The organism is Staphylococcus sp. FSL W8-0056 (genome assembly GCF_037963075.1).
In the GTDB taxonomy this organism is placed as follows: Bacteria; Bacillota; Bacilli; order Staphylococcales; family Staphylococcaceae; genus Staphylococcus; species Staphylococcus aureus.
The window spans coordinates 118589-142268 of record NZ_CP150142.1 but is presented as its reverse complement, the minus strand read 5'-3'; the positions used below and the strand labels follow the sequence as shown (position 1 = coordinate 142268).

General features: G+C 32.7%; 23 protein-coding genes and 7 pseudogenes. 10 read left to right on the top strand and 20 right to left on the bottom strand.

What is annotated here, in order from left to right; all coding sequences use genetic code 11:
- Window positions 1-4: 4 nt before the first annotated feature.
- Window positions 5-1489: an NADH dehydrogenase subunit 5 gene (locus NSS86_RS00780; protein ID WP_000948295.1), complete on the bottom strand. Its 1485-nt coding sequence runs from the start codon at window positions 1487-1489 to the stop codon at window positions 5-7.
- Window positions 1490-2009: 520 nt separating this feature from the next.
- Between NSS86_RS00780 and NSS86_RS00775 the strand changes: the two genes are divergently transcribed.
- The 4 genes from NSS86_RS00775 (at window position 2010) to NSS86_RS00760 (ending at window position 2418) form a co-directional block, all read left to right on the top strand.
- Window positions 2010-2075, top strand: coding sequence for a phenol-soluble modulin PSM-alpha-1 (locus tag NSS86_RS00775; protein ID WP_014373781.1), 66 nt, complete (start codon window positions 2010-2012; stop codon window positions 2073-2075).
- 31 nt (window positions 2076-2106) lie between these two features.
- Window positions 2107-2172, top strand: coding sequence for a phenol-soluble modulin PSM-alpha-2 (locus tag NSS86_RS00770; RefSeq protein WP_014373780.1), 66 nt, complete (start codon window positions 2107-2109; stop codon window positions 2170-2172).
- A gap of 51 nt (window positions 2173-2223) precedes the next feature.
- Window positions 2224-2292, top strand: a complete 69-nt coding sequence (locus NSS86_RS00765) for a phenol-soluble modulin PSM-alpha-3 (RefSeq protein WP_014373779.1) — start codon at window positions 2224-2226, stop codon at window positions 2290-2292.
- 63 nt (window positions 2293-2355) lie between these two features.
- Entirely contained in the window at window positions 2356-2418 is a 63-nt protein-coding gene (locus NSS86_RS00760) for a phenol-soluble modulin PSM-alpha-4 (RefSeq protein WP_014532416.1), read from the top strand.
- Between the two features lie 658 nt (window positions 2419-3076).
- Here the strand turns inward: NSS86_RS00760 and NSS86_RS00755 are convergent.
- On the bottom strand, window positions 3077-4279 hold the full coding sequence (locus NSS86_RS00755; RefSeq protein WP_001062984.1) for a GTP-binding protein: 1203 nt from the start codon (window positions 4277-4279) through the stop codon (window positions 3077-3079).
- Window positions 4280-4457: 178 nt separating this feature from the next.
- On the opposite strand from NSS86_RS00755, the gene NSS86_RS00750 reads away from it, so the two are divergent.
- Window positions 4458-4658 carry a hypothetical protein gene (locus NSS86_RS00750; RefSeq protein ID WP_001797248.1) on the top strand — a complete coding sequence of 67 codons (201 nt, stop codon included), beginning with the start codon at window positions 4458-4460 and terminating at the stop codon, window positions 4656-4658.
- A 288-nt stretch (window positions 4659-4946) separates the two neighbouring features.
- Here NSS86_RS00750 and NSS86_RS00745 read toward each other — a convergent pair whose 3' ends face one another.
- From NSS86_RS00745 to NSS86_RS00735, 3 genes and pseudogenes are all read right to left on the bottom strand, one after another.
- A complete protein-coding gene (locus tag NSS86_RS00745; RefSeq protein WP_000172535.1) occupies window positions 4947-5261 on the bottom strand; it encodes a hypothetical protein in 315 nt (104 codons plus the stop codon).
- A gap of 18 nt (window positions 5262-5279) precedes the next feature.
- The gene (locus tag NSS86_RS00740) at window positions 5280-5603 is read right to left on the bottom strand and encodes a hypothetical protein (protein WP_000971497.1); all 324 of its coding nucleotides are present in this window, start codon (window positions 5601-5603) and stop codon (window positions 5280-5282) included.
- A pseudogene (locus NSS86_RS00735) lies at window positions 5600-6541 on the bottom strand (hypothetical protein); the annotation flags it as partial. The pseudogene NSS86_RS00735 and the gene NSS86_RS00740, both read right to left, overlap by 4 nt.
- Window positions 6542-6597: 56 nt before the next feature.
- Here NSS86_RS00735 and NSS86_RS00730 point away from each other — a divergent pair.
- Entirely contained in the window at window positions 6598-7272 is a 675-nt protein-coding gene (locus tag NSS86_RS00730) for an IS6-like element IS257 family transposase (RefSeq protein WP_001105987.1), read from the top strand.
- Window positions 7273-7576: 304 nt separating this feature from the next.
- Here the strand turns inward: NSS86_RS00730 and aph(3')-IIIa are convergent, their stop codons facing one another.
- The 10 genes and pseudogenes from aph(3')-IIIa to NSS86_RS00680 form a co-directional block, all read right to left on the bottom strand.
- Complete coding sequence (gene aph(3')-IIIa, locus NSS86_RS00725) at window positions 7577-8371, bottom strand: aminoglycoside O-phosphotransferase APH(3')-IIIa (protein ID WP_001096887.1); 795 nt, start codon at window positions 8369-8371, stop codon at window positions 7577-7579.
- 92 nt (window positions 8372-8463) lie between these two features.
- Window positions 8464-8999 (bottom strand): annotated as a pseudogene (gene sat4 / locus NSS86_RS00720) (streptothricin N-acetyltransferase Sat4).
- A pseudogene (locus NSS86_RS00715) lies at window positions 8996-9631 on the bottom strand (aminoglycoside 6-adenylyltransferase); the annotation flags it as partial. The pseudogenes sat4 and NSS86_RS00715, both read right to left, overlap by 4 nt.
- Before the next feature lie 140 nt (window positions 9632-9771).
- Complete coding sequence (locus NSS86_RS00710) at window positions 9772-10446, bottom strand: IS6 family transposase (RefSeq protein WP_001105960.1); 675 nt, start codon at window positions 10444-10446, stop codon at window positions 9772-9774.
- A gap of 56 nt (window positions 10447-10502) precedes the next feature.
- Window positions 10503-10679: pseudogene (locus tag NSS86_RS00705) on the bottom strand (undecaprenyl-diphosphate phosphatase); the annotation flags it as partial.
- Window positions 10680-10692: 13 nt separating this feature from the next.
- Window positions 10693-11430 (bottom strand): ABC transporter permease, encoded by a 738-nt coding sequence (locus tag NSS86_RS00700; protein WP_000369394.1) that lies wholly within the window; start codon window positions 11428-11430, stop codon window positions 10693-10695.
- The gene (locus NSS86_RS00695) at window positions 11423-12352 is read right to left on the bottom strand and encodes an ABC transporter ATP-binding protein (RefSeq protein WP_000793446.1); all 930 of its coding nucleotides are present in this window, start codon (window positions 12350-12352) and stop codon (window positions 11423-11425) included. The genes NSS86_RS00700 and NSS86_RS00695 overlap by 8 nt, the downstream gene beginning before the upstream one ends.
- 115 nt (window positions 12353-12467) lie before the next feature.
- Window positions 12468-13349: pseudogene (locus tag NSS86_RS00690) on the bottom strand (sensor histidine kinase).
- A complete protein-coding gene (locus NSS86_RS00685; RefSeq protein ID WP_000866106.1) occupies window positions 13346-14020 on the bottom strand; it encodes a response regulator transcription factor in 675 nt (224 codons plus the stop codon). The pseudogene NSS86_RS00690 and the gene NSS86_RS00685 overlap by 4 nt, the downstream one beginning before the upstream one ends.
- 139 nt (window positions 14021-14159) lie before the next feature.
- Window positions 14160-14834 carry an IS6 family transposase gene (locus tag NSS86_RS00680; RefSeq protein ID WP_001105960.1) on the bottom strand — a complete coding sequence of 225 codons (675 nt, stop codon included), beginning with the start codon at window positions 14832-14834 and terminating at the stop codon, window positions 14160-14162.
- A 473-nt stretch (window positions 14835-15307) separates the two neighbouring features.
- Between NSS86_RS00680 and msr(A) the strand changes: the two genes are divergently transcribed.
- The 3 genes from msr(A) (at window position 15308) to NSS86_RS00665 (ending at window position 18869) form a co-directional block, all read left to right on the top strand.
- Complete coding sequence (msr(A), locus tag NSS86_RS00675; protein WP_000438874.1) at window positions 15308-16774, top strand: ABC-F type ribosomal protection protein Msr(A); 1467 nt, start codon at window positions 15308-15310, stop codon at window positions 16772-16774.
- A 98-nt stretch (window positions 16775-16872) separates the two neighbouring features.
- The gene (locus tag NSS86_RS00670) at window positions 16873-17772 is read left to right on the top strand and encodes an Mph(C) family macrolide 2'-phosphotransferase (RefSeq protein ID WP_000196697.1); all 900 of its coding nucleotides are present in this window, start codon (window positions 16873-16875) and stop codon (window positions 17770-17772) included.
- Window positions 17773-18257: 485 nt separating this feature from the next.
- Window positions 18258-18869, top strand: a complete 612-nt coding sequence (locus NSS86_RS00665; RefSeq protein WP_000635275.1) for a recombinase family protein — start codon at window positions 18258-18260, stop codon at window positions 18867-18869.
- 149 nt (window positions 18870-19018) lie between these two features.
- Here the strand turns inward: NSS86_RS00665 and NSS86_RS00660 are convergent, their stop codons facing one another.
- Together NSS86_RS00660 and NSS86_RS00655 are read right to left on the bottom strand one after the other, a co-directional pair.
- On the bottom strand, window positions 19019-19864 hold the full coding sequence (locus tag NSS86_RS00660) for a YitT family protein (RefSeq protein ID WP_001818589.1): 846 nt from the start codon (window positions 19862-19864) through the stop codon (window positions 19019-19021).
- A 259-nt stretch (window positions 19865-20123) separates the two neighbouring features.
- Window positions 20124-20720 (bottom strand): gamma-glutamyltransferase, encoded by a 597-nt coding sequence (locus NSS86_RS00655; RefSeq protein ID WP_000275959.1) that lies wholly within the window; start codon window positions 20718-20720, stop codon window positions 20124-20126.
- Between the two features lie 65 nt (window positions 20721-20785).
- On the opposite strand from NSS86_RS00655, the gene NSS86_RS00650 reads away from it, so the two are divergent.
- A complete protein-coding gene (locus tag NSS86_RS00650) occupies window positions 20786-21460 on the top strand; it encodes an IS6-like element IS257 family transposase (protein ID WP_001105987.1) in 675 nt (224 codons plus the stop codon).
- A gap of 58 nt (window positions 21461-21518) precedes the next feature.
- On the opposite strand, the pseudogene NSS86_RS00645 reads toward NSS86_RS00650, so the two are convergent.
- From NSS86_RS00645 to NSS86_RS00635, 3 genes and pseudogenes are all read right to left on the bottom strand, one after another.
- Window positions 21519-21911: pseudogene (locus tag NSS86_RS00645) on the bottom strand (hypothetical protein); the annotation flags it as partial.
- Window positions 21901-22716 carry a tandem-type lipoprotein gene (locus NSS86_RS00640; protein WP_001557597.1) on the bottom strand — a complete coding sequence of 272 codons (816 nt, stop codon included), beginning with the start codon at window positions 22714-22716 and terminating at the stop codon, window positions 21901-21903. The pseudogene NSS86_RS00645 and the gene NSS86_RS00640, both read right to left, overlap by 11 nt.
- Before the next feature lie 178 nt (window positions 22717-22894).
- Window positions 22895-23678, bottom strand: a pseudogene (locus NSS86_RS00635) (tandem-type lipoprotein).
- Between the last annotated feature and the right edge of the window lie 2 nt (window positions 23679-23680).

Sequence of the window (23680 nt, the reverse complement as noted above, 5' to 3'; positions counted from 1 at the left end):
CCTCCTATAAATACTTCTTCAAATAATTCGGATGACTTTCTATCGCTTTCGAGCGTGCTTCACCTAGATTAACTAACCACACGTACAATACCGCAAAACCCTTAGAGTATCGATGACGCGCCACCCAAATACTTAATAAACTGCCAAAGATTAAAATGACAACACTAATGATGACACTCACTGTAGGCGGTGTTGTCGCATGTGTTGTTATATTTTGTAATACATCGTAAAAATAATTGTGTGTGATGACGTAGATAAATGTCACAATTGCAATCAAAATCATGCCAACCAGACGTGCCATGCGCCCTTTACTAAAGGCTACCATCTGATTCCAAGATACAAGTAATGACCATGCTAGAATGAGTGCACTTAACACTTCATATGCACTTCTGTCACTACTCATCCAAAATAGAAATGCCACGATAATAGCTAATACACGTCCCATGACAATCCAGCCATAAGCGTCTTTAGCAGATGCTTGTTTTGGAATATTGAATCGCTTCACGATAGAACCTGATTGTAAAAATAATGTTGCTTTAAAAATACCGTGCAATATTAAATGAATAATCGCTGCTGAATATACACCCAATGCACATTGAACTAACATAAAGCCCATTTGACTCATCGTAGAGCCCACTAACTGTCTTTTGTAGTCAACTTGAACCAAGCTAATACCCGATCCTAACAATACAGAAATACTAGAAAGGATAAGTAATAATGATAACGCAAATCCATTATCAAATATCGGCGCAAAACGAGTTAGAATAACACCACCTGCATTCACAATTCCTGCATGCATAATTGCCGATACTGGCGTTGGTGCCGTTACAGATTCAATCAACCATCGATGAAAAGGAAATTGTGCTGCCGGTATCATGACAGCTAATACAAGTAGTACATTCGTCAACAATGACCATGTCGGATGTACTATATGTTGTGGTACCCGCCACTCACCAGTCGCAATATAAATAGTTACAATTGCTCCAACGAATGCAAGCCAACCACATAAAAATGTCATGCTTGATAATTTCGCAGACTCACGTGGCACTTTCCAAAAACGATTAACGTTCATCAGCAGTGTTAAACATAATAATGTCATACCCCAGCAGAGTGCCATCAGTCTTAAGTCTTCAGACATCCATGCTAAAGATGCAAACGACGTAATCGCAGTGAACAATGGAAAGTAATGTCTATAATGATGATCACCTAGTAAATATCGCATTGAAAACTTTTGAATAATAAAACCAAGCGCCATTACAAAGCCAGCTAATAACCAAGATAAACGATCTATTTTAAATGGACCTAAGACATGTTGACCATGAATACCGAAAAAGCCAATGACTGCAAATAATACTGGCATGACTAGTATGTATAAATGTAATTTAATATATCTCATTGGCATAACTGGTGCTAAAAACAACAAGCCACTTATCAATGCAATGATAAGCGCAATAACAAACAGTGAAAATAGCAATTGAAAACTTAACACTGCATAACCTCCTTATTTCTAATCTCTCGCATAATTGCTTATGTATAAAAATAAAAACCTACAATAGTAGATTCTGTACATAATGGCAGAAAATTTACTATTGCAGGTTTCAGTTTAACTAGACACTGCATCACGGTACGTTGATATACCTTGTTGCAGTGTTCTCTTTAAGCGTGCTCCCATGCACATATGTATATAAAATGTTACTTCTGTCTGTTCAATTCATCTTCATAAATATGCTTTGCCTAGACGAGACCTAACGTGTTATTCGTTTTAAACTTATAACATAAAATATAATTAAATTTCTGCTTCATGTCAAATTCATGAGCTTAACCTCTATTAAACCAATGATTGTAAAGATTTTGTAAACGCACCTGTACAGTTAGGCAGTATTTCCCGTCCTTTTAAAATAAAAAATTCGCAGTTATGATCATAACAATTCAAGTTAGGAAAAAAATCAATTACGCACAAGATAACTATGTACAATGAAGTTAACTCATAAGCAAAGGAGGTAATCTTAATGGGTATCATCGCTGGCATCATTAAAGTTATCAAAAGCTTAATCGAACAATTCACTGGTAAATAAGATTTCATAACAAACAAAGGAGGTCTTTCACATGGGTATCATTGCAGGAATCATTAAATTCATTAAAGGATTAATTGAGAAATTCACTGGTAAGTAAGTTATAAAAATCTCATAGATATGAACATCTTATTTGAAGGGGGCCATTCACATGGAATTCGTAGCAAAATTATTCAAATTCTTTAAAGATTTACTTGGTAAATTTTTAGGTAACAACTAATCTCAAACATTAACAATCAACAACTCATCACTATGTTAAATCAACATACAGGAGGACAAAACGATGGCTATTGTAGGTACTATCATTAAAATCATCAAAGCAATTATCGACATTTTCGCAAAATAATTTAAGCGAATTGAATACTTAAAATTCTCAGGCCACTATACCAATAGGGATGGTGGCTTTGCTTTGTGTTGATTTATTGATGTGAGGTGAGTCTTGTTTGTTTGTTGCAAATAAATGGTCTTGGTATTTTTTGTATAGGATGTTCTTGGTGGTACGTAAGGAATATTCGTGATCTTTGTAGTCTGACGCGTTATATTTTTGTGGCGTGTTTTATGTTTGATACTCGAAGTCTAAGACATTCATGATTTGGCGTGCGAAATCTTAATGATCTTCTTGATCTGGCGCAAGATATATTGGCCGCGTGCAGAATTTCGTTGCACGTTTAGTCTGAAACACTCGTGTGACTGTAAGCAGTAATAGTACATTGATAGCTGCAATTACTTCACTCATTTTTATGACCGTTAAACAATAATTGTACTTTCAATTAACAGTTGGTACGATGGTTTTATCATTTTTCATCAACGCAAATATAAAAAGGACTAAGACACATACATGTCCTAGCCCTATGGATAAAATGCAAATTTCTGCTTTATCAAAACTATCACACTTTAGATAGATTGAAAACAAAAAGTTCCTAAGAACATCTTAACTTTTTATTAATTGTCATAAATTGCAAACAATTAAGCCACAATTCAAAAATGATTATACTTCATTCAACTTATCGTGCTGGTCTAATTTGCCATTGATATGGATCTTCAAATTGTTGCCAATCTGCATCAATTTCTTGCGCATTGACTAAGCATGCATCGAGTTCTTTTGTTAATTTTTCTTCATCTAATTCTGTACCAATAATGACAAATTGTGTATGACGATCGCCATATTCTGGATCCCATTCAGCTGCGACATCTTGACGTTCTGCTAATATTTGTGTTTGTTGCGCTTCAGACATACTAGCCACCCAATATGTAACTGGGTGAATATTGCAAGATGACCCTGCTTGAGATAATAAACATGCTACATGATTGTATTGTGCTAACCATACGATACCTTTTGATCGAACGACATTATTTGACATGCTTTCTAACCAATCATTGAACCTTTTAGCATGGAAAGGTAGACGACGTTTATATACAAATGATGATATGCCATATTCTTCTGTTTCAGGCGTATGCGATGCATGACCACCCGACTCAAGTTCTTTGATCCATCCTGCTGACTCGCTCGCTTTTTCAAAATCAAAACGCTGCGTATTTAAGACTTCTTTTAAATCTACTTCAGAATTTGTTGTCTTAATAATTTTAGCAATAGGTTGCAATGCGCTTAACACTTTTTCTAACTTTGCAAGTTCTTCTTCACTAATTAAATCAATTTTATTAATAATCAATACATCACAAAATTCAACTTGGTCAATTAATAAATCAGCAATCGAACGTTCATCTGTTTCATCAACGCTTTGATCACGATCCATCAATAAATCTTCTGAGTTGATGTCATGTACGAAGCGGTTAGCATCAACAACTGTAACCATTGTATCTAAACGGCAAATCGCTGTAAGATCAATGCCAAGTTCATCATCAATATATGAGAAAGTTTGTGCAACAGGTACTGGCTCTGAAATCCCTGTTGACTCAATAACAATTTGATCGATGCCACCTTTTTTCACTAAACGCTCAACTTCTTTTAATAAATCATCTCTAAGTGTACAACAGATACAACCATTAGAGAGTTCGACTAATTTTTCATCTGTACGCGATAGTCCCCCACCATCTGCGACAAGATCTTTATCGATATTAACTTCACTCATATCATTTACAATTACCGCGATACGTCGACCTTCACGATTTTGTAAAATATGATTTAACAATGTTGTTTTCCCCGAGCCTAAATAACCACTTAATACCGTAACTGGAATTTTAGCCATATATATACCCTCACTTCAATTTATTTGTAAATAGGAATAATTCCGTTTTACATTATATAGGAGCGTTTCCTCTTTCGCAATCTTCGATAATAAAAAAATAGTATACTTAATTAAATTATTGAGCACTTTACTTTATAATGGAGACAAAGATATATCTCACTAAAGAGAATCGAGGTGTATAAACATGTTATTTGTCATTTTAGTTTTATATGTCATTGGCATTGCATTTATTCTACTAAGTGTTTTTGGTTCTAAGACGGAAGGTTTATCTACGAAACATACTTTATATACAATTGGTAGTGCCATTATAACGATTGCTATTTTCATTTCAATTGGCTATGCTATTCAATACTTAACTGCAGCGCTTTATGGTTTGTAAGGTGATGATGATCTATAGCGGGTAGTTCGGGAGAGGTTAACTTGCGTTGATTTTGATAAAGTGGTCATAGCTTTTGGTACTTGAGGATTTTGTTGTTGCTGTTTGGAATGTAGATATGTTTAATGCGGGACAGTAATTTAAGTTGTGTTTTTACAATTGTGAGTGTGGTATTTCGATTAAGAGAGCGTTACTTTACATGGAAATAAAATAAATTAAAAAGAAGCGGCCTAGTGTCAGTTGTGAATATACTGAACATTGGTCGCTTTATTTAGTAGTATGATATGTAGTTTAGCTATTAATTTTTTTCAAATCATCTTTAATACTGTCTATCTCAGACATTGCACTTTTAACCCAGTCTCCTTGAGCTGCACCTTTAAAATTAGCTTTAAAAGCTTCGCAATGCTGCGCCATTTGTTCAATCAATACTTTTTCTTCACCTTTTAATCCGTTTTCAATATCTTTATATTTATGCTTATGTTCAGGTGCAATAACTGAACGAATGTTTTCTTTTTGCGCTTCCATTTTAGATATGAGATTAAGTGTTTCTACTGTAGTACTTATATCTGGCATTCTTAAGTTCATATCTGGTTCTATTAGAGTCATTTAATCTCCTCCAAATTATCAGTCACTTAGTTTATCTAACTGCTTTTCATAAGACTTTTTTAAGTCTTCTTTATATTCTTCTAATTTCCATTCTTGCTTTCTAATTATCTCATTGATTTCTTGCTCATACGCTTCTATATTTCTCGTCATTTTCCTTTGGGCATCTTCACTATAATTCATTTCGTGCTTCAAATATTGAAAAACATCATAACTACGTTCATTTTCTTTTCGAGTTCTATGCCTAAGTTCATTTAAATTATGCAGTTCATTCTCTATACGTTTTTTCTCAGATTCATATGATTCTTCTAATTCATTTTTATTATTAATTTGATTAAACATCATAGTAATCCACCTATTTGTGATGCAAGCACTTGATCTTTATCAACGATTTCATTAATACTGAGTCTAACTCTCATAATATAATTTGATACAGAAGACCCTATCGTTGAAAGTTGTCTTTCTTTTGCAGATATCATTTGTTCAGGTTCTCTTACCATACTACTTTCATTCACTTGACCTTCATCTAAAGCATTGAGAACTCCATTTACACTCAAATCTTCACCTACAGCTTTTCCAGCTTTTTGAGCGTCTTCCCAATTTTTTCCAAATTCCTTTTTCTTTTCATTATACATTTTTTTGATTTGATTAATTTCATCGTCTATCAGTTGACTGAATGACTGCGCAATTGTTAAAGCTGTTAAACTTTCTAAAACTTTTTGCTGCGAAGAAGATAATCCTCCTCCATTTGTAGTCATCATATTTGCTCTAAGTAATTCTATACTAGCTAATTTAGAGATAGCATTATTTGAATTCTTTACAAATGACTTATTATTTTCTTCTGCATAACCTTGTAGTTTTTTAAGTTCTTTTTTTATAGCTTTTTGTTCTTCTTCGGTCAGAAAGCCTTCCATTTCATGACCTTTACCATTTTTAAAGACTTTATCATTACCGAAAAAAACATAATGCTTATATTTCTTCAGATTTTCTGTCAATGCATCATTTTCTGCAACAAACCTAGTAATATTACCTTTATAATTTTTATATAACTCTAACAATCGTTTTCCATCTGGGGAATTAGGATTCAAACTATTTATAGAAATAGGAGCTGGATTATAAACCACAATGTTCGGAATACCATTACTCATTCCAAGAACTACCGCATCTCTTCCACCTAGTGAATGACCAGTAATAAAATCAATGTCATACTTACTTTTTATTTTATTTATAAATTCTTGTGTATTCGCATATCTATAGTTTTGATCAGATGCAGGAGAATATAAGGTTCTGTTGCAAAGTTGAATTTATAGTATAATTTTAACAAAAAGGAGTCTTCTGTATGAACTATTTCAGATATAAACAATTTAACAAGGATGTTATCACTGTAGCCGTTGGCTACTATCTAAGATATGCATTGAGTTATCGTGATATATCTGAAATATTAAGGGAACGTGGTGTAAACGTTCATCATTCAACGGTCTACCGTTGGGTTCAAGAATATGCCCCAATTTTGTATCAAATTTGGAAGAAAAAGCATAAAAAAGCTTATTACAAATGGCGTATTGATGAGACGTACATCAAAATAAAAGGAAAATGGAGCTATTTATATCGTGCCATTGATGCAGAGGGACATACATTAGATATTTGGTTGCGTAAGCAACGAGATAATCATTCAGCATATGCGTTTATCAAACGTCTCATTAAACAATTTGGTAAACCTCAAAAGGTAATTACAGATCAGGCACCTTCAACGAAGGTAGCAATGGCTAAAGTAATTAAAGCTTTTAAACTTAAACCTGACTGTCATTGTACATCGAAATATCTGAATAACCTCATTGAGCAAGATCACCGTCATATTAAAGTAAGAAAGACAAGGTATCAAAGTATCAATACAGCAAAGAATACTTTAAAAGGTATTGAATGTATTTACGCTCTATATAAAAAGAACCGCAGGTCTCTTCAGATCTACGGATTTTCGCCATGCCACGAAATTAGCATCATGCTAGCAAGTTAAGCGAACACTGACATGATAAATTAGTGGTTAGCTATATTTTTTTACTTTGCAACAGAACCAAGTATATCCTATGCGTTCTTAAGCTAGCTGCTGTTAGTGCTTCTCATTGCACCCTGGTTATAAAAGCCATACTCACAAACCTCTTCACCAAAACTCTTTACATCTCTAATATAGAACTCTATCTAGCGAACTTTTAGAAAAGATATAAAACATCAGAGTATGGACAGTTGCGGATGTACTTCAGAAAAGATTAGATGTCTAAAAAGCTTGTAGTTAAAGCTTTTTAGACATCTAAATCTAGGTACTAAAACAATTCATCCAGTAAAATATAATATTTTATTTTCTCCCAATCAGGCTTGATCCCCAGTAAGTCAAAAAATAGCTCGACATACTGTTCTTCCCCGATATCCTCCCTGATCGACCGGACGCAGAAGGCAATGTCATACCACTTGTCCGCCCTGCCGCTTCTCCCAAGATCAATAAAGCCACTTACTTTGCCATCTTTCACAAAGATGTTGCTGTCTCCCAGGTCGCCGTGGGAAAAGACAAGTTCCTCTTCGGGCTTTTCCGTCTTTAAAAAATCATACAGCTCGCGCGGATCTTTAAATGGAGTGTCTTCTTCCCAGTTTTCGCAATCCACATCGGCCAGATCGTTATTCAGTAAGTAATCCAATTCGGCTAAGCGGCTGTCTAAGCTATTCGTATAGGGACAATCCGATATGTCGATGGAGTGAAAGAGCCTGATGCACTCCGCATACAGCTCGATAATCTTTTCAGGGCTTTGTTCATCTTCATACTCTTCCGAGCAAAGGACGCCATCGGCCTCACTCATGAGCAGATTGCTCCAGCCATCATGCCGTTCAAAGTGCAGGACCTTTGGAACAGGCAGCTTTCCTTCCAGCCATAGCATCATGTCCTTTTCCCGTTCCACATCATAGGTGGTCCCTTTATACCGGCTGTCCGTCATTTTTAAATATAGGTTTTCATTTTCTCCCACCAGCTTATATACCTTAGCAGGAGACATTCCTTCCGTATCTTTTACGCAGCGGTATTTTTCGATCAGTTTTTTCAATTCCGGTGATATTCTCATTTTAGCCATTTATTATTTCCTTCCTCTTTTCTACAGTATTTAAAGATACCCCAAGAAGCTAATTATAACAAGACGAACTCCAATTCACTGTTCCTTGCATTCTAAAACCTTAAATACCAGAAAACAGCTTTTTCAAAGTTGGCGTATAACATAGTATCGACGGAGCCGATTTTGAAACCACAATTATGATAGAATTTACAAGCTATAAGGTTATTGTCCTGGGTTTCAAGCATTAGTCCATGCAAGTTTTTATGCTTTGCCCATTCTATAGATATATTGATAAGCGCGCTGCCTATGCCTTGCCCCCTGAAATCCTTACATACGGCGATATCTTCTATATAAGCGTACCGGTTCCAATTTTTTCGCAGTTTAACTTTTCCGACGCATTTATCGTCTTGGTAGTAAAGATATATTATATTATCTTATCAGTATTGTCAATATATTCAAGGCAATCTGCCTCCTCATCCTCTTCATCCTCTTCGTCTTGGTAGCTTTTTAAATATGGCGCTTCATAGAGTAATTCTGTAAAGGTCCAATTCTCGTTTTCATACCTCGGTATAATCTTACCTATCACCTCAAATGGTTCGCTGGGTTTATCGATATCTTTCAGGTGCCCTGCTTTCATTTCTGTAATCACTGTTCCCGCCTCTCTTCTATATCAGCGGCATATGTGCTATCCAGGCAGCCGGTTTTACCAGTGTATTTTTTATACATGTCCCTGGTATATTTTGTTATATTCCTATCATACTCCGGATAGGCATAATGAAGCCTTTCCGCCACCTCACCGGATACCGCCCTGAACAATTGATGGCATAGAAATAATGCTTCCCATATGTTTTCATAGGAATCCATCCGGTAGGTGGACAAAAGTTTCTCCCACAAATCCTCGGATATATACCTTTCAATAAACTTATAGTTCTTGCCTACACTTAATTTAAAGCCTGTTTCGATGCCGACCTTCCATGATATCATTCTCAGCAGCTCATGGCGAACAATCTGATTAAAATGATCAATAGCAAATAAAATTTCCTTACGGCACAATCCTTTAATAACATAAGGTGTTACATTCCAAAATTCATTGCAGCAATCATCATACTCCCTTGCGCTTGGCTTTCTTACATGATAATCTATATCAGTCGGAACTATGTCCCTTTTAATTCTACAATCTTTATCAATTAGAACCTTTATTAATTTATCGCCCTTTAGGTAATTATCTAACTCTTCCAAGGGCAATAAGGTAAGATCAATTTTATTGTAATCATCAAATAGCTATAATAGATTTAGAGGTAAAGAAATTAAATACATTGAAGAGCAGAAAGATTTTACAAAAGAGTATTTTAATAAAAATGATGGTTCTGTTGCAAAGTAAAAAATATAGCTAATCACTAATATATCATGTCAGTGTTCGTTTAACTTGCTAGCATGATGCTAATTTCGTGGCATGGGGAAAATCCGTAGATCTGAAGAGACCTACGGTTCTTTTTATATAGAGCGTAAATACATTCAATACCTTTTAAAGTATTCTTTGCCGTATTGATACTTTGATATCTTGTCTTTCTTACTTTAATATGACGGTGATCTTGCTCAATGAGGTTATTCAGATATTTCGATGTACAATGACAGTCAGGTTTAAGTTTAAAAGCTTTAATTATTTTAGCCATTGCTGCCTTCGTTGAAGGTGCCTGATCTGTAACTACCTTTTGAGGCTTACCAAATTGTTTAATGAGACGTTTGATAAACGCATATGCTGAATGATTATCTCGTTGCTTACGCAACCAAATATCTAATGTATGTCCCTCTGTATCAATGGCACGATATAAATAGCTCCATTTTCCTTTTATTTTGATATACGTCTCATCAATACGCCATTTGTAATAAGCTTTTTTATGCTTTTTCTTCCAAATTTGATATAAAATTGGGGCATATTCTTGAACCCAACGGTAGATCGTTGAATGATGAACGTTTACACCACGTTCTCTTAATATTTCAGATATATCACGATAGCTCAATGCATATCTTAGATAGTAGCCAACGGCTACAGTGATAACATCCTTGTTAAATTGTTTATATCTGAAATAGTTCATACAGAAGACTCCTTTTTGTTAAAATTATATTATAAATTCAACTTTGCAACAGAACCTCCTAACTGTATTACCACCTTAAAAGTAGTTGCAGACGCACTTCCTAAATCGTCAGCAGTGTTTAACCACATATCATCAACAATAATCATATGACCTGTTGATGATACTGGAGCAAATTCTGTCAACCCTTCAACTACACCTAAAATAAATGCTTTAATCTGCTCTATAAAACCCATTTTTCTCCTCCTTTTAACTTATATCAGTTTTTTTAAAGTATGAGAATAATATAATTACACTGAATATAGATGTAACAATTATGATAATTAAAGATAATAGAAATGGATAAGTATTAGGTAATGTTCCTCTAGATATGTCTCCAACTGCAGCCCAAGGAAATAATCCTCTATGTTCAGAATTAGCAGTCATTAAATTTATCAAAGTAATTATTATGGTTAAAACAATTGTGGGAACATAATTTTTAAAATATATCGACAAAATAATTATTGGTGGAGATAATATCCATAATAACACTCCGCCAATAACAAATGTAAAGAATGAATCAATTATTAAACTCTGGCTTAACCCTTGAAAATGCAATAGCATACCTAGCATTAAAGTTAGCAACCATGCAATAACAGATAGTGTTTGAATCCACAAGAATAATAATATTATTTTACTTACTAAAAAACTTTCTCTAGATATAGGTATAATTAATAAGTTTTTTAAAGTATCTTCTATATATTCTCTTCCAAACAAATAGGCTATTATAACCCCATATAGAGGAGGTCCAATAATTAGCATATGATATAAACTGACTTCTTCAAATAACTGTTTAAATACAATATTAGGAGTCGGTACTTTCGTCCGCATACTAATAAAAGAAGCTACAACCACCATAAAAGGTGCTACGCATGTACCTAAAATACTTATTAGAAACATATATGATCTTTTTAACTTAATAAATTCTGTACGGAGTAGATTATCCAATTGTGCCACCTCCTACTAAGTCTTCGAAATAAGTTTCTAGATTATCTTCTATCACTCTCATCTGGAAAACATCAATATTGTTTAATACTAATAATCTATTAATTTCTTGTTGTCTATCAATATGTGAATAAATTTTAAATTCGCCATTTTCTTTAATTTTATAGTCATAAATTCCGAAGTTAGTTTCCAACAAACATGCAACTTTTTCTTCATCTGATACTGATATACTTATAAATTGTCTGTTCTTTTTTTTTAAATCTTCATACATAATTTCTTCTAACAAAACTCCGTTATGAATAATACCCACCTTGTCTACTAACTGCTCTATTTCTGACAATATATGACTTGAAATTAAAATGGTTATATTTCTAGATTGAGCCAGATCCTTAATCAACTTTCTAATTTCTTTTATGCCAATAGGATCTAATCCATTCGTCGGCTCATCAAGTATCAATAATTCGGGATTGTGCAATAAAGCTCTCGCAATCCCTAAACGTTGCTTCATACCTAAAGAATAATTTTTAAACAATTTTACTTTTTCAGAAGCTAGTCCTACTATTTCTAACACTTCTTCAATTGCATTTTCTTTTTGTATACCTAATATTTTAGCATTTATAGTTAAGTTCTCTTTAGCTGTCAAATTACTATAAAAACCTGGCGTTTCAACCATAGCACCAATATTTTTTAAAATTTCAGTTTTATTACTTTCGAACTCTTTTTCAAATATTTTAATATTACCTTTCGTAGGTTTAATTAAGCCTAAAAGCATTCTTATAGTAGTTGTTTTGCCTGCACCATTTCTTCCTAAAAAACCATAAATTTGTCCACTTTCAACAGTTATACTCAAATTATTAACTGCTATCTGACTTCCATATTGCTTTGTTAAGTTATTTATTTCAATTATATTATTCAAATTTTTCACCTCTGGCACCTTTCTTAGTTTGTTGTTACCTTTATCTTACGCGCGATTAGAAAAGGCTGCCTTTATCTATTCTTACAAAAACAGCCGCTAATCTTACAAAAATGAAAGATTGGAGTTATTTAAATTGAATGGTGAATATTGAACCATCGTTTAATGTAGATGTAGCACTTACTTTATGGCCTAAGCGCTTTGAGATTGTGCTGACAATATATAAACCAATACCGCTTGATTTCTCACTTATTCTACCGTTATAGCCCGAGAAACCTTTATCAAAGATTTTCGGTAAATCACTCGCATTAATGCCGATACCGTTATCTCGGATTGATAATTTCTTTGTATTTTCGTCAAACGTAATCCACACATCTTTGCCACGTGCATATTTTAATGCATTGTTTAATATTTGCTCAATCATAATTGATGCCCATTTGGCATCTGTTAATATAACCGCTTCACTTTTCTCATAATGCAACTTTGTTTGATGATGAATAAACTGTATCGCATAACGTTTAATCAGTGGTCGAATTAATTCATCTACACTCACTTCCATAAAGACCATGTATGTCTTTTGGTTCATGAGTTTCAAATAGTTCAGTGCAAGATTCGTGTAATTATCAATTTGTAAGACTTCATTACGCACGTTAGAAATCACGTGTTCATCAGGATCTTCAAGCAGTAACTTTGATGCTGTAATCGGTGTCTTGATTTGATGCACCCACATTAAAAAATATGACTCTAACTCACTTTGGTAGTTAATAAAGTCATTACGAAGTTTATGGTTTTCGATTCTTAAATCTTCGTTCTGTTCCTGTAGTGTTTATTCTTTTTTAAAGTTCATGTAATGGATACCCCAGTAAATCATTGAAACAAACAATACAATACCTAGACCAATCATATATGCTTGCATCGGCACATTATACATGAATAATATAAAGTAGAATAAAGCACAAGTAAGGATGACAATATAAATTTCACGTTGGATTGATTTCAAGAAATTCATACGTCACCTACACGATATCCGACATTTTTCTTCGTTTCGATAAAATCTGTAAGTCCTAGTTTTTGTAGCTTTTTGCGTAAACGTGTAATGTTGACAGCAAGCGTATTGTCATCAATGAAGTGTTCTGATTCCCAGCATTTTTCGATTAACGCATTACGACTGACGAATTTGCCCTTGTTCTGGAATAAGCTATGCATGATTTGCAATTCAGTGTGTGTCAGGTCTATGGTTTCTTCATTAAATTTAAGCTTTGCTGCATCAAGTAGTAACTCGCAATCATCTACTGTTAAATTATTAACTTGAGTGGTGAAATCATACGTGCGGCGTAATAGTGCTTGAATCTTAGTAATTGTAACAGTCATATTAAATGGCTTCTCAATGAAATCATCCGCACCCATCTGCATCGCCATTACTTGATCCATACTGTCGTTACGCGAACTAATAAATATAATCGGTACAGTAGAAACTTTACGAATCTCCTGACACCAGTGATAACCATTGAAGGCAGGTAAATTAATATCGAGTAACACAAGTTCCGGTGCATTCGTGTTGAAGGCATCCATTACATGATTGAAACCTTCTATTAAGATCGGTTCTAGCTGCCACTTCTTGAGCTCTTCAGCAAGCATCTTCCCGATAACTAAGTCATCCTCTACGATTAATACTTTCATCATCTCACCACCACAGTCGTTTTTTATTATTATGACATAAATGAGGGGAAGATAAGAAATAATTCTGGCACGGTTTTTGTTGGTTCTGTTGCAAAGTAAAAAATATAGCTAATCACTAATATATCATGTCAGTGTTCGTTTAACTTGCTAGCATGATGCTAATTTCGTGGCATGGGGAAAATCCGTAGATCTGAAGAGACCTACGGTTCTTTTTATATAGAGCGTAAATACATTCAATACCTTTTAAAGTATTCTTTGCCGTATTGATACTTTGATATCTTGTCTTTCTTACTTTAATATGACGGTGATCTTGCTCAATGAGGTTATTCAGATATTTCGATGTACAATGACAGTCAGGTTTAAGTTTAAAAGCTTTAATTATTTTAGCCATTGCTGCCTTCGTTGAAGGTGCCTGATCTGTAACTACCTTTTGAGGCTTACCAAATTGTTTAATGAGACGTTTGATAAACGCATATGCTGAATGATTATCTCGTTGCTTACGCAACCAAATATCTAATGTATGTCCCTCTGTATCAATGGCACGATATAAATAGCTCCATTTTCCTTTTATTTTGATATACGTCTCATCAATACGCCATTTGTAATAAGCTTTTTTATGCTTTTTCTTCCAAATTTGATATAAAATTGGGGCATATTCTTGAACCCAACGGTAGATCGTTGAATGATGAACGTTTACACCACGTTCTCTTAATATTTCAGATATATCACGATAGCTCAATGCATATCTTAGATAGTAGCCAACGGCTACAGTGATAACATCCTTGTTAAATTGTTTATATCTGAAATAGTTCATACAGAAGACTCCTTTTTGTTAAAATTATATTATAAATTCAACTTTGCAACAGAACCGTATTTTATGAGTACACTCTAAATTAAGGAGATGTATAATCAATCTAAAATTGTATTTTTATACTTTTGTTATATAATCTTTCTACTTAGAGATATATTGTAAAAAAACCAACAAAATGTTATATTAACATTACTATTTTATCGATGAAGGAGGATTAAAATGACAGCTTCTATGAGACTCAAATAAACCTTTTTGAATACAAAACTAAATTAATTCAAAAAGGCTTGTCCGCAATACACACTCATAGGATGACTTATGTCATTTTTTATCCTTCGATAGGAATAATAAACGCTTTCAAATACTAAAACATCATAATAAATTTTTAAGTGTTTGAAAGTGTAATGTGAATGAGACGGGAGTAGCCTGTCTCATTTTTTTGCGTACACGTCCTTTAAATATACAAGGAGTGTATAAATATGGAACAATATACAATTAAATTTAACCAAATCAATCATAAATTGACAGATTTACGATCACTTAACATCGGTCATCTTTACGCTTACCAATTTGAAAAAATAGCACTTATTGGGGGTAATGGTACTGGCAAAACCACATTACTAAATATGATTGCTCAAAAAACAAAACCAGAATCTGGAACAGTTGAAACGGTTGGCGAAATTCAATATTTTGAACAGCTTAACATGGATGTGGAAAATGATTTTAACACGTTAGACGGTAGTTTAATGAGTGAACTCCATATACCTATGCATACAACCGACAGTATGAGTGGTGGTGAAAAAGCAAAATATAAATTAGCTAATGTCATATCAAATTATAGTCCGATATTACTTTTAGATGAACCTACAAATCACTTGGATAAAATTGGTAAAGATTATCTGAAAAATATTTTAAAATATTACTATGGTACTTTAATTATAGTAAGTCATGATAGAGCACTTATAGACCAAATTGCTGACACAATTTGGGATATACAAGAAGATGGCACAATAAGAGTGTTTAAAGGTAATTACACACAGTATCAAAATCAATATGAACAAGAACAGTTAGAACAACAACGTCAATATGAACAGTATATAAGTGAAAAACAAAGATTGTCCCAAGCCAGTAAAGCTAAACGAAATCAAGCGCAACAAATGGCACAAGCATCATCAAAACAAAAAAACAAAAGTATAGCACCAGATCGTTTAAGTGCATCAAAACAAAAAGGCACGGTTGAGAAGGCTGCTCAAAAACAAGCTAAGCATATTGAAAAAAGAATGGAACATTTGGAAGAAGTTGAAAAACCACAAAGTTATCATGAATTCAATTTCCCACAAAATAAAATTTATGATATCCATAATAATTATCCAATCATTGCACAAAATCTAACATTGGTTAAAGGAAGTCAAAAACTGCTAACACAAGTACGATTCCAAATACCATATGGCAAAAATATAGCGCTCGTAGGTGCAAATGGTGTAGGTAAGACAACTTTACTTGAAGCTATTTACCACCAAATAGAGGGAATTGATTGTTCTCCTAAAGTGCAAATGGCATACTATCGTCAACTTGCTTATGAAGACATGCGTGACGTTTCATTATTGCAATATTTAATGGATGAAACGGATTCATCAGAATCATTCAGTAGAGCTATTTTAAATAACTTGGGTTTAAATGAAGCACTTGATCGTTCTTGTAATGTTTTGAGTGGTGGGGAAAGAACGAAATTATCGTTAGCAGTATTATTTTCAACGAAAGCGAATATGTTAATTTTGGATGAACCAACTAATTTTTTAGATATTAAAACATTAGAAGCATTAGAAATGTTTATGAATAAATATCCTGGAATCATTTTGTTTACATCACATGATACAAGGTTTGTTAAACATGTATCAGATAAAAAATGGGAATTAACAGGACAATCTCTTCATGATATAACTTAAAAACTATACACTAATTTATATTGAATATTAGGTTCATTTATATCAATATAAAAAATACGTTCACAAGAAAAATATAATAGAAATAAGGATCCAATAAAATGACTCGACATAATGAAATTATTAAATGTGCAGAAAAATATCAATTACACATCCAACCTCAAACAATCTCATTGAATGAATCGGGACTTGATTTTCAAGTTGCATTTGGAAAAGATAAACATGGAGTAGAATGGGTTTTGAGACTACCAAGAAGACCTGACGTTTATAAACGAACAAAACCCGAAAAACAAACGGTAGACTTCTTACAGAAGAATGTTTCATTTGAAATACCGAAGTGGAAAGTACATGCAAAAGACCTTATTGCTTACCCAAAACTTACAGGTAAACCCGCAGCCACAATAGATCCAGAAATACAAAATTATGTATGGGAAATTGAACACAAACCATTACCAGAAAACTTTATTAACACATTAGCTGAAACACTCGTAGATTTACACAACATACCAGAAGAAAACATTAACGTTCAGCATATAAATATCAAAACCATACAAGAAATAAAAAATGACTTTCAAAGAAGAATGAATAAAGTTAAAGAAACTTATGGCGTATCAGATGAATTATGGAACAGATGGAAACAATGGTTAGAAAACGACGAACTATGGCCTCGACATGCGACCATGATACATGGGGACTTACATCCAGGACATATAATGGTAGATAACCAAGCAAACGTCACAGGTCTCATAGACTGGACTGAAGCAACCCACTCCGACCCATCAATGGACTTTATAGGACACCATCGTGTATTCGACGACGAAGGATTAGAGCAACTTATAACAGCATACGGTAAAGCTGGAGGTGAAATATGGCCACGAATGAAAGAGCATATAATAGAACTCAATGCAGTATTCCCAATGTTTATCGCTGAGTTTGCTATGGAATCAGGAGAATCGGCGTATGAAACGATGGCATTGAAAGAGTTAGGTATGAAAGAGTAGAACTTATATTAAAAGAGGCCCATTTTAAAGACGAAGGCAATCCTGATGAAATTTTAAAACTGCGTTTAATTAGTGATGGTCTTTGGTTTTCTATAATGTATTAAATATCTGGACATGGAACAAATGCAACAAATGGAAAGAATCGTTTTCGAAATTTCTAACTCCTTAAATCAGGAGGATAAATAAACGGTCATTTTCATTGAAAGCACTTATATAAATTTCATCAATTTTAATACCTACCGTAAATACATTTCATAAGTATTAAACAGATGATTAAAATTTTTAGTTAATTTAAATATTTATGATAGAGATGACCTTCAAATGAACGGTTCTGTTACAAAGAAAAAATCTATATTTATTTTTAGTAAGTTTTAATTATAGATATGTACACTTTGAGTACACCCTAATCATACAAAATGAATTGTTGAAATTACAGCAATTAAAATGTATGATTAGGGTGTATATTAATTATGAGGTGAAACTAAATGATTGTGGGCTATGCGCGGGTATCATCAGTAGATCAAAATTTAGAAAGACAACTTGAAAATTTAAAAACATTTGGTGCTGAAAAAATTTTTACAGAAAAACAATCAGGTCAATCTATAGAAAACAGACCCGTCTTTCAAGAAGCATTGAACTTTGTGAGAATGGGAGATCGTTTTGTCGTGGAATCAATTGATCGTTTAGGTCGTAATTATGATGAAGTCATTAATACCGTTAATTATCTTAAAGAGAAAGAAGTACAATTGATGATTACCAGTCTACCAATGATGAATGAAGTCATTGGTAATCCATTATTAGATAAATTTATGAAAGATTTAATTATACAGATATTAGCAATGGTTTCAGAACAAGAAAGAAATGAAAGTAAACGTCGACAAGCTCAAGGGATTCAAGTTGCGAAAGAGAAAGGCGTATATAAAGGACGACCTTTATTATATTCTCCCAATGCGAAAGATCCTCAAAAACGTGTTATCTATCATCGTGTTGTAGAAATGTTAGAGGAAGGCAAAGCGATTAGTAAAATTGCGAAAGAAGTGAATATTACAAGACAAACTGTTTATAGAATTAAACACGATAACGATGATTTGTTTTAATAAACGGTTTTTCAATGCAAATGAGAGCTTCTCACAGCGTCTGAAAACTTATGGTGATCAATTATTCTGAGATTTTAATATTAAAACAAGAAAAGAGAGAACCAATAAAAAGCTACCTAATAACTGGTAGCTTTTTATTTATCGTAATTTTAATATATATCTGATTTTTTCATATTTCCAGCCTTAACTTCTGCTGTATCATATATTGCGATAAATGCGTCTGGGTCTACATCATTTATAATTTCTTTAAGTTTTTGTTCTTCGAGTTTATTAATAACACAAGAAATTTCTACAAATGAATTATTTTCTTCATCAATAGTCACTTTTGTAAATGTGCAATACCTTCCCAGTCTTTCTTTAATTTCTTTATTCATAATGTCATAATCTTTTGTAATAATTTTAAACGTTTTCGAACCACTTAGTCCTTCTTCAATAATATGTATAACTTTTGAAGCAATAAAATATGCGAGCGCTGATAAAATGGCACCTTTAAAGCCAAAAACAGTAGAAACAAGTATAAATACGAATGTATTGAGAAATAAAATTAAATCACTTGTTCCGAAAGGTAACTTTCTAGATAATAAAACGGCTAACATATCTATACCATCTAATGCCCCACCATTTCTAAGGGCAAGACCCATGCCTAATCCAATAACAACTCCACCAACTACAGTAATAAGTAGTGAATCACCTTCAATAATTGTTGGTACATGATGCATAATCGAAGTGAATATAGATAATGATAAGATACCTATTATTGAAAATATAGCAAACTTACGTCCGATTTGTTTATAACCTAACCATATAAATGGTAAATTGATTATTCCTATTAATATTCCTAAAGGTAAACCAAACAAAGTGGAACCTACAATACTAATCCCTGTGACTCCTCCGTCAGAAACGTTATTTGGGATTAATATAGATTCCAAACCATATGCTGTAATAAGTGCCCCAATTATAATAAGTAAAATCCTGCCGAATGATATAATCACCATTTTTTTGTCATTTTTGAACTCCTATTTTTATTATTAAAAAGTCTTCACCTATATTATAACTTGTTTTATCAATTTAATGAAATTGGTGTTAATGATTGATATCATATTTTTTTAAACAAAATTCTAAAAAAGATAATTTAATGTTTAATCAGCGTCTAATACTCAAAGTAAATAAATGAAAAATTTCCCAAGGCATTTACAAATATATTAAAATACACCAATCTCTAAAATTTTGAAGATTGGTGTATTTTAAATCAGTTTATCTGGTTCCTACATCATTTGCAATTTCAGTTTTTTTATTTTTAATATGATAAATACCTGCTTGAACACTTCCAAAATTAGGATTATCTTTTTCTTCTTTAATATTGTAACCTTGATTTTGAAGTATATCTAAATACTTTTTATTCATCCCTTTTTCAAAATGTACTGTATTACCATCATTATAAAATCTAGGTTTATATATACTATCTTGCAACGATCCATTACCTCTAAGGTAATCAATAATTACTTCATTAAGAATAGTTGGTATTTTATTTCCACCAGGGCTACCAATTCCCATATAGTAGTCTGGTCCAACTATAATTGTTGGAGATATATATGACCTTGGCACAGTATTTTTAGCATGATAATTGTTACTATCTTTATTATCAGAGAAGTTCGTCATGGAATTATTCATATAGAATCCTTCATCCATATATTTACCAGACCCAAAGTATCCTGATAGTGTATTTGTCGTACTCGTCATTTGACCTTGTTTGTTAACGACTACAAAGTGTAAAGTACTCGTTTTCTTAACACTATTATCGCTAATAGAGTCAGATGTATTTTGATTGTTATATTTATTACTTATATACATATTTGAAAGGGTTCTGTTGCAAAGTTGAATTTATAGTATAATTTTAACAAAAAGGAGTCTTCTGTATGAACTATTTCAGATATAAACAATTTAACAAGGATGTTATCACTGTAGCCGTTGGCTACTATCTAAGATATGCATTGAGTTATCGTGATATATCTGAAATATTAAGGGAACGTGGTGTAAACGTTCATCATTCAACGGTCTACCGTTGGGTTCAAGAATATGCCCCAATTTTGTATCAAATTTGGAAGAAAAAGCATAAAAAAGCTTATTACAAATGGCGTATTGATGAGACGTACATCAAAATAAAAGGAAAATGGAGCTATTTATATCGTGCCATTGATGCAGAGGGACATACATTAGATATTTGGTTGCGTAAGCAACGAGATAATCATTCAGCATATGCGTTTATCAAACGTCTCATTAAACAATTTGGTAAACCTCAAAAGGTAATTACAGATCAGGCACCTTCAACGAAGGTAGCAATGGCTAAAGTAATTAAAGCTTTTAAACTTAAACCTGACTGTCATTGTACATCGAAATATCTGAATAACCTCATTGAGCAAGATCACCGTCATATTAAAGTAAGAAAGACAAGGTATCAAAGTATCAATACAGCAAAGAATACTTTAAAAGGTATTGAATGTATTTACGCTCTATATAAAAAGAACCGCAGGTCTCTTCAGATCTACGGATTTTCGCCATGCCACGAAATTAGCATCATGCTAGCAAGTTAAGCGAACACTGACATGATAAATTAGTGGTTAGCTATATTTTTTTACTTTGCAACAGAACCGAATATAATATTTTAAGATCTGCATATCCATCTTTAACTGTTTCCAAAGCATTGGTAACATTTTGTCTTGAAAATTCACCTTCTTTTAACTTTTTAAAGGCTTCGCCTTGTATATTAGTCCCAGTCATCCCAAGAGTTACTTTGCCTGTATCTTTATTTAAAAAAGCAGAAGTTGTTACTCCATTAAGAGAATCAGTGTAACTATCAACATATTCAAGATTAGAAGGGAATTTTTTTTTGGCTTTCAAATATTCTATTTGTCTTGTTATATCTTCACTATCAGCTCCATATAAATTCGCATTTTCAACTTCGTAGCTGATTTTAGAAATAGCTGTAGTTTCCTCTGTATTATTTTTAATAATCCCTGGATCTATTTTGTATTTATCTTTCATCTTCATCCACCTTCGCTGGCTGGTAATCCAAAGAATCTATTACTGATAAATGGCTATTTTCACGTTTCGAAAAATCAATTTCTAACTTCCTATCTCCAACGGAACTTCCTTTCAAATTACCATCAATATGCATTTTTAATACCGGTGATTTATCAGTAGGAATATTATAACGACTTCTTAATTGCTTAACATTTTCATCTTTATTACTCATTTTATATTTCACGTCATAACTTGGAACATTCTCATTAATTGAGACATCACCATTGCTGTAGTTTTTCAATTCTTTAAGATTTGCATATTGTCCGAAAAATTTAAAGTTTTCTATTCTCTTTTTTAGATTTGGATCTTCTACCTTGTCTAATAAGATAATTTTATTATTTTTCATTTCAACTTTATAATTTTTTCTATCAGGTAATTTATCCTTGCGATAAAACGTCCTGACAAAGTAGTACCCCTTAGCTGTGCGTGTGTTTCTATCTAAGTACAAGACCATGCCTTCATTACTTAGTTCACCCGGTTTATTACTTTTGGCGAAATCTGTATATATCGTCCACATCCCTTTGTCACCTTTTTCAAATTCGCCATCTCGATAGCCTTCTTTGTCATATAGTTCCTCGAGATTCTTAATTGGATACATATCTAACGTTTTCGCAAAACTCTTTTTGATTTTTTCTTCTTTTGAATCTGTTTTATTTGTATTTGCTTCTTTTTTCTGTTCTTCTTTCATATTTCCACATCCCCCAATAAAAATGATTAAAAGTAATACACTCATGTACAAAGCAATTTTTTTTATATACTCCATCATTTCACATCTCTCTGCTTTAATTTTATAAACATTTGAATATTTCATATAACTTATTAAAATAGTGATTATTCAACTTTTATGTTATCAAACAAAACTAACTTATTCAATTTAATACATGTAATTCATTTAACTTTATTATTAAATGTTCTAACGTCATTTTTTATAATAATAATTATACTTATTTATCCTCGCTTGGATTAAAGTAGACACTATCTGTGAAGTAAATATTTTCTTCCTTATTTTCAACAAAGGTAAATTCAATATTTTTATATCCGACTGATGAACCTTTTAAATTACCTGAGCCTTTCAATAATAATTTGGGCGCTTTTTGCGTCGGGATATTATATCGCTTACGTAATTGCTCTACATTATAATCACTGTTTTTCAATTGATATTGTGCAGAGTATATTGGTACTTCTGGGTTATATGACACTTCGTCCTCTTTATAGTTTTCCAATTCTTTGAAATTCCCGTATTGTACAAAGAATTTAAATTCTTCAATTTCTTTTTTTACTTTTTCATCATCAATTGATTTTAATGGAATCATTTTATTATTTTCCATTTTCACAGGAGTACCTTTTTGTATGATTGTGTGTCATTCCATCGCTATCTTCAACAACTTCTCTAACAATATAATTCCCTTTAGCCGTTCTAGTATTTCTGTTAATTTCTATAACTGCTCCCCTAGATTCCAGATTTTCTCCTTTTAATTGGATTTTCATTTCAGATCTAATTAGCCAAGTCCCTTTATCATCTTTTTCAAATTCTCCATCTCTATATCCTTCTTTATCATAAAACTCTTCTAGATTTTCAGTAGGATACTTGTCTAAAGATTTCGCAAAACTCTTTTTGATTTGTTCTTCTTTTGAGTCTCCAGTAATCTTATTACTACCACAAGATGTTGCAAAAATGATTAAAATCAACAGACTTATGCACAATCCAATCCTTTTTATAGACTTCATTG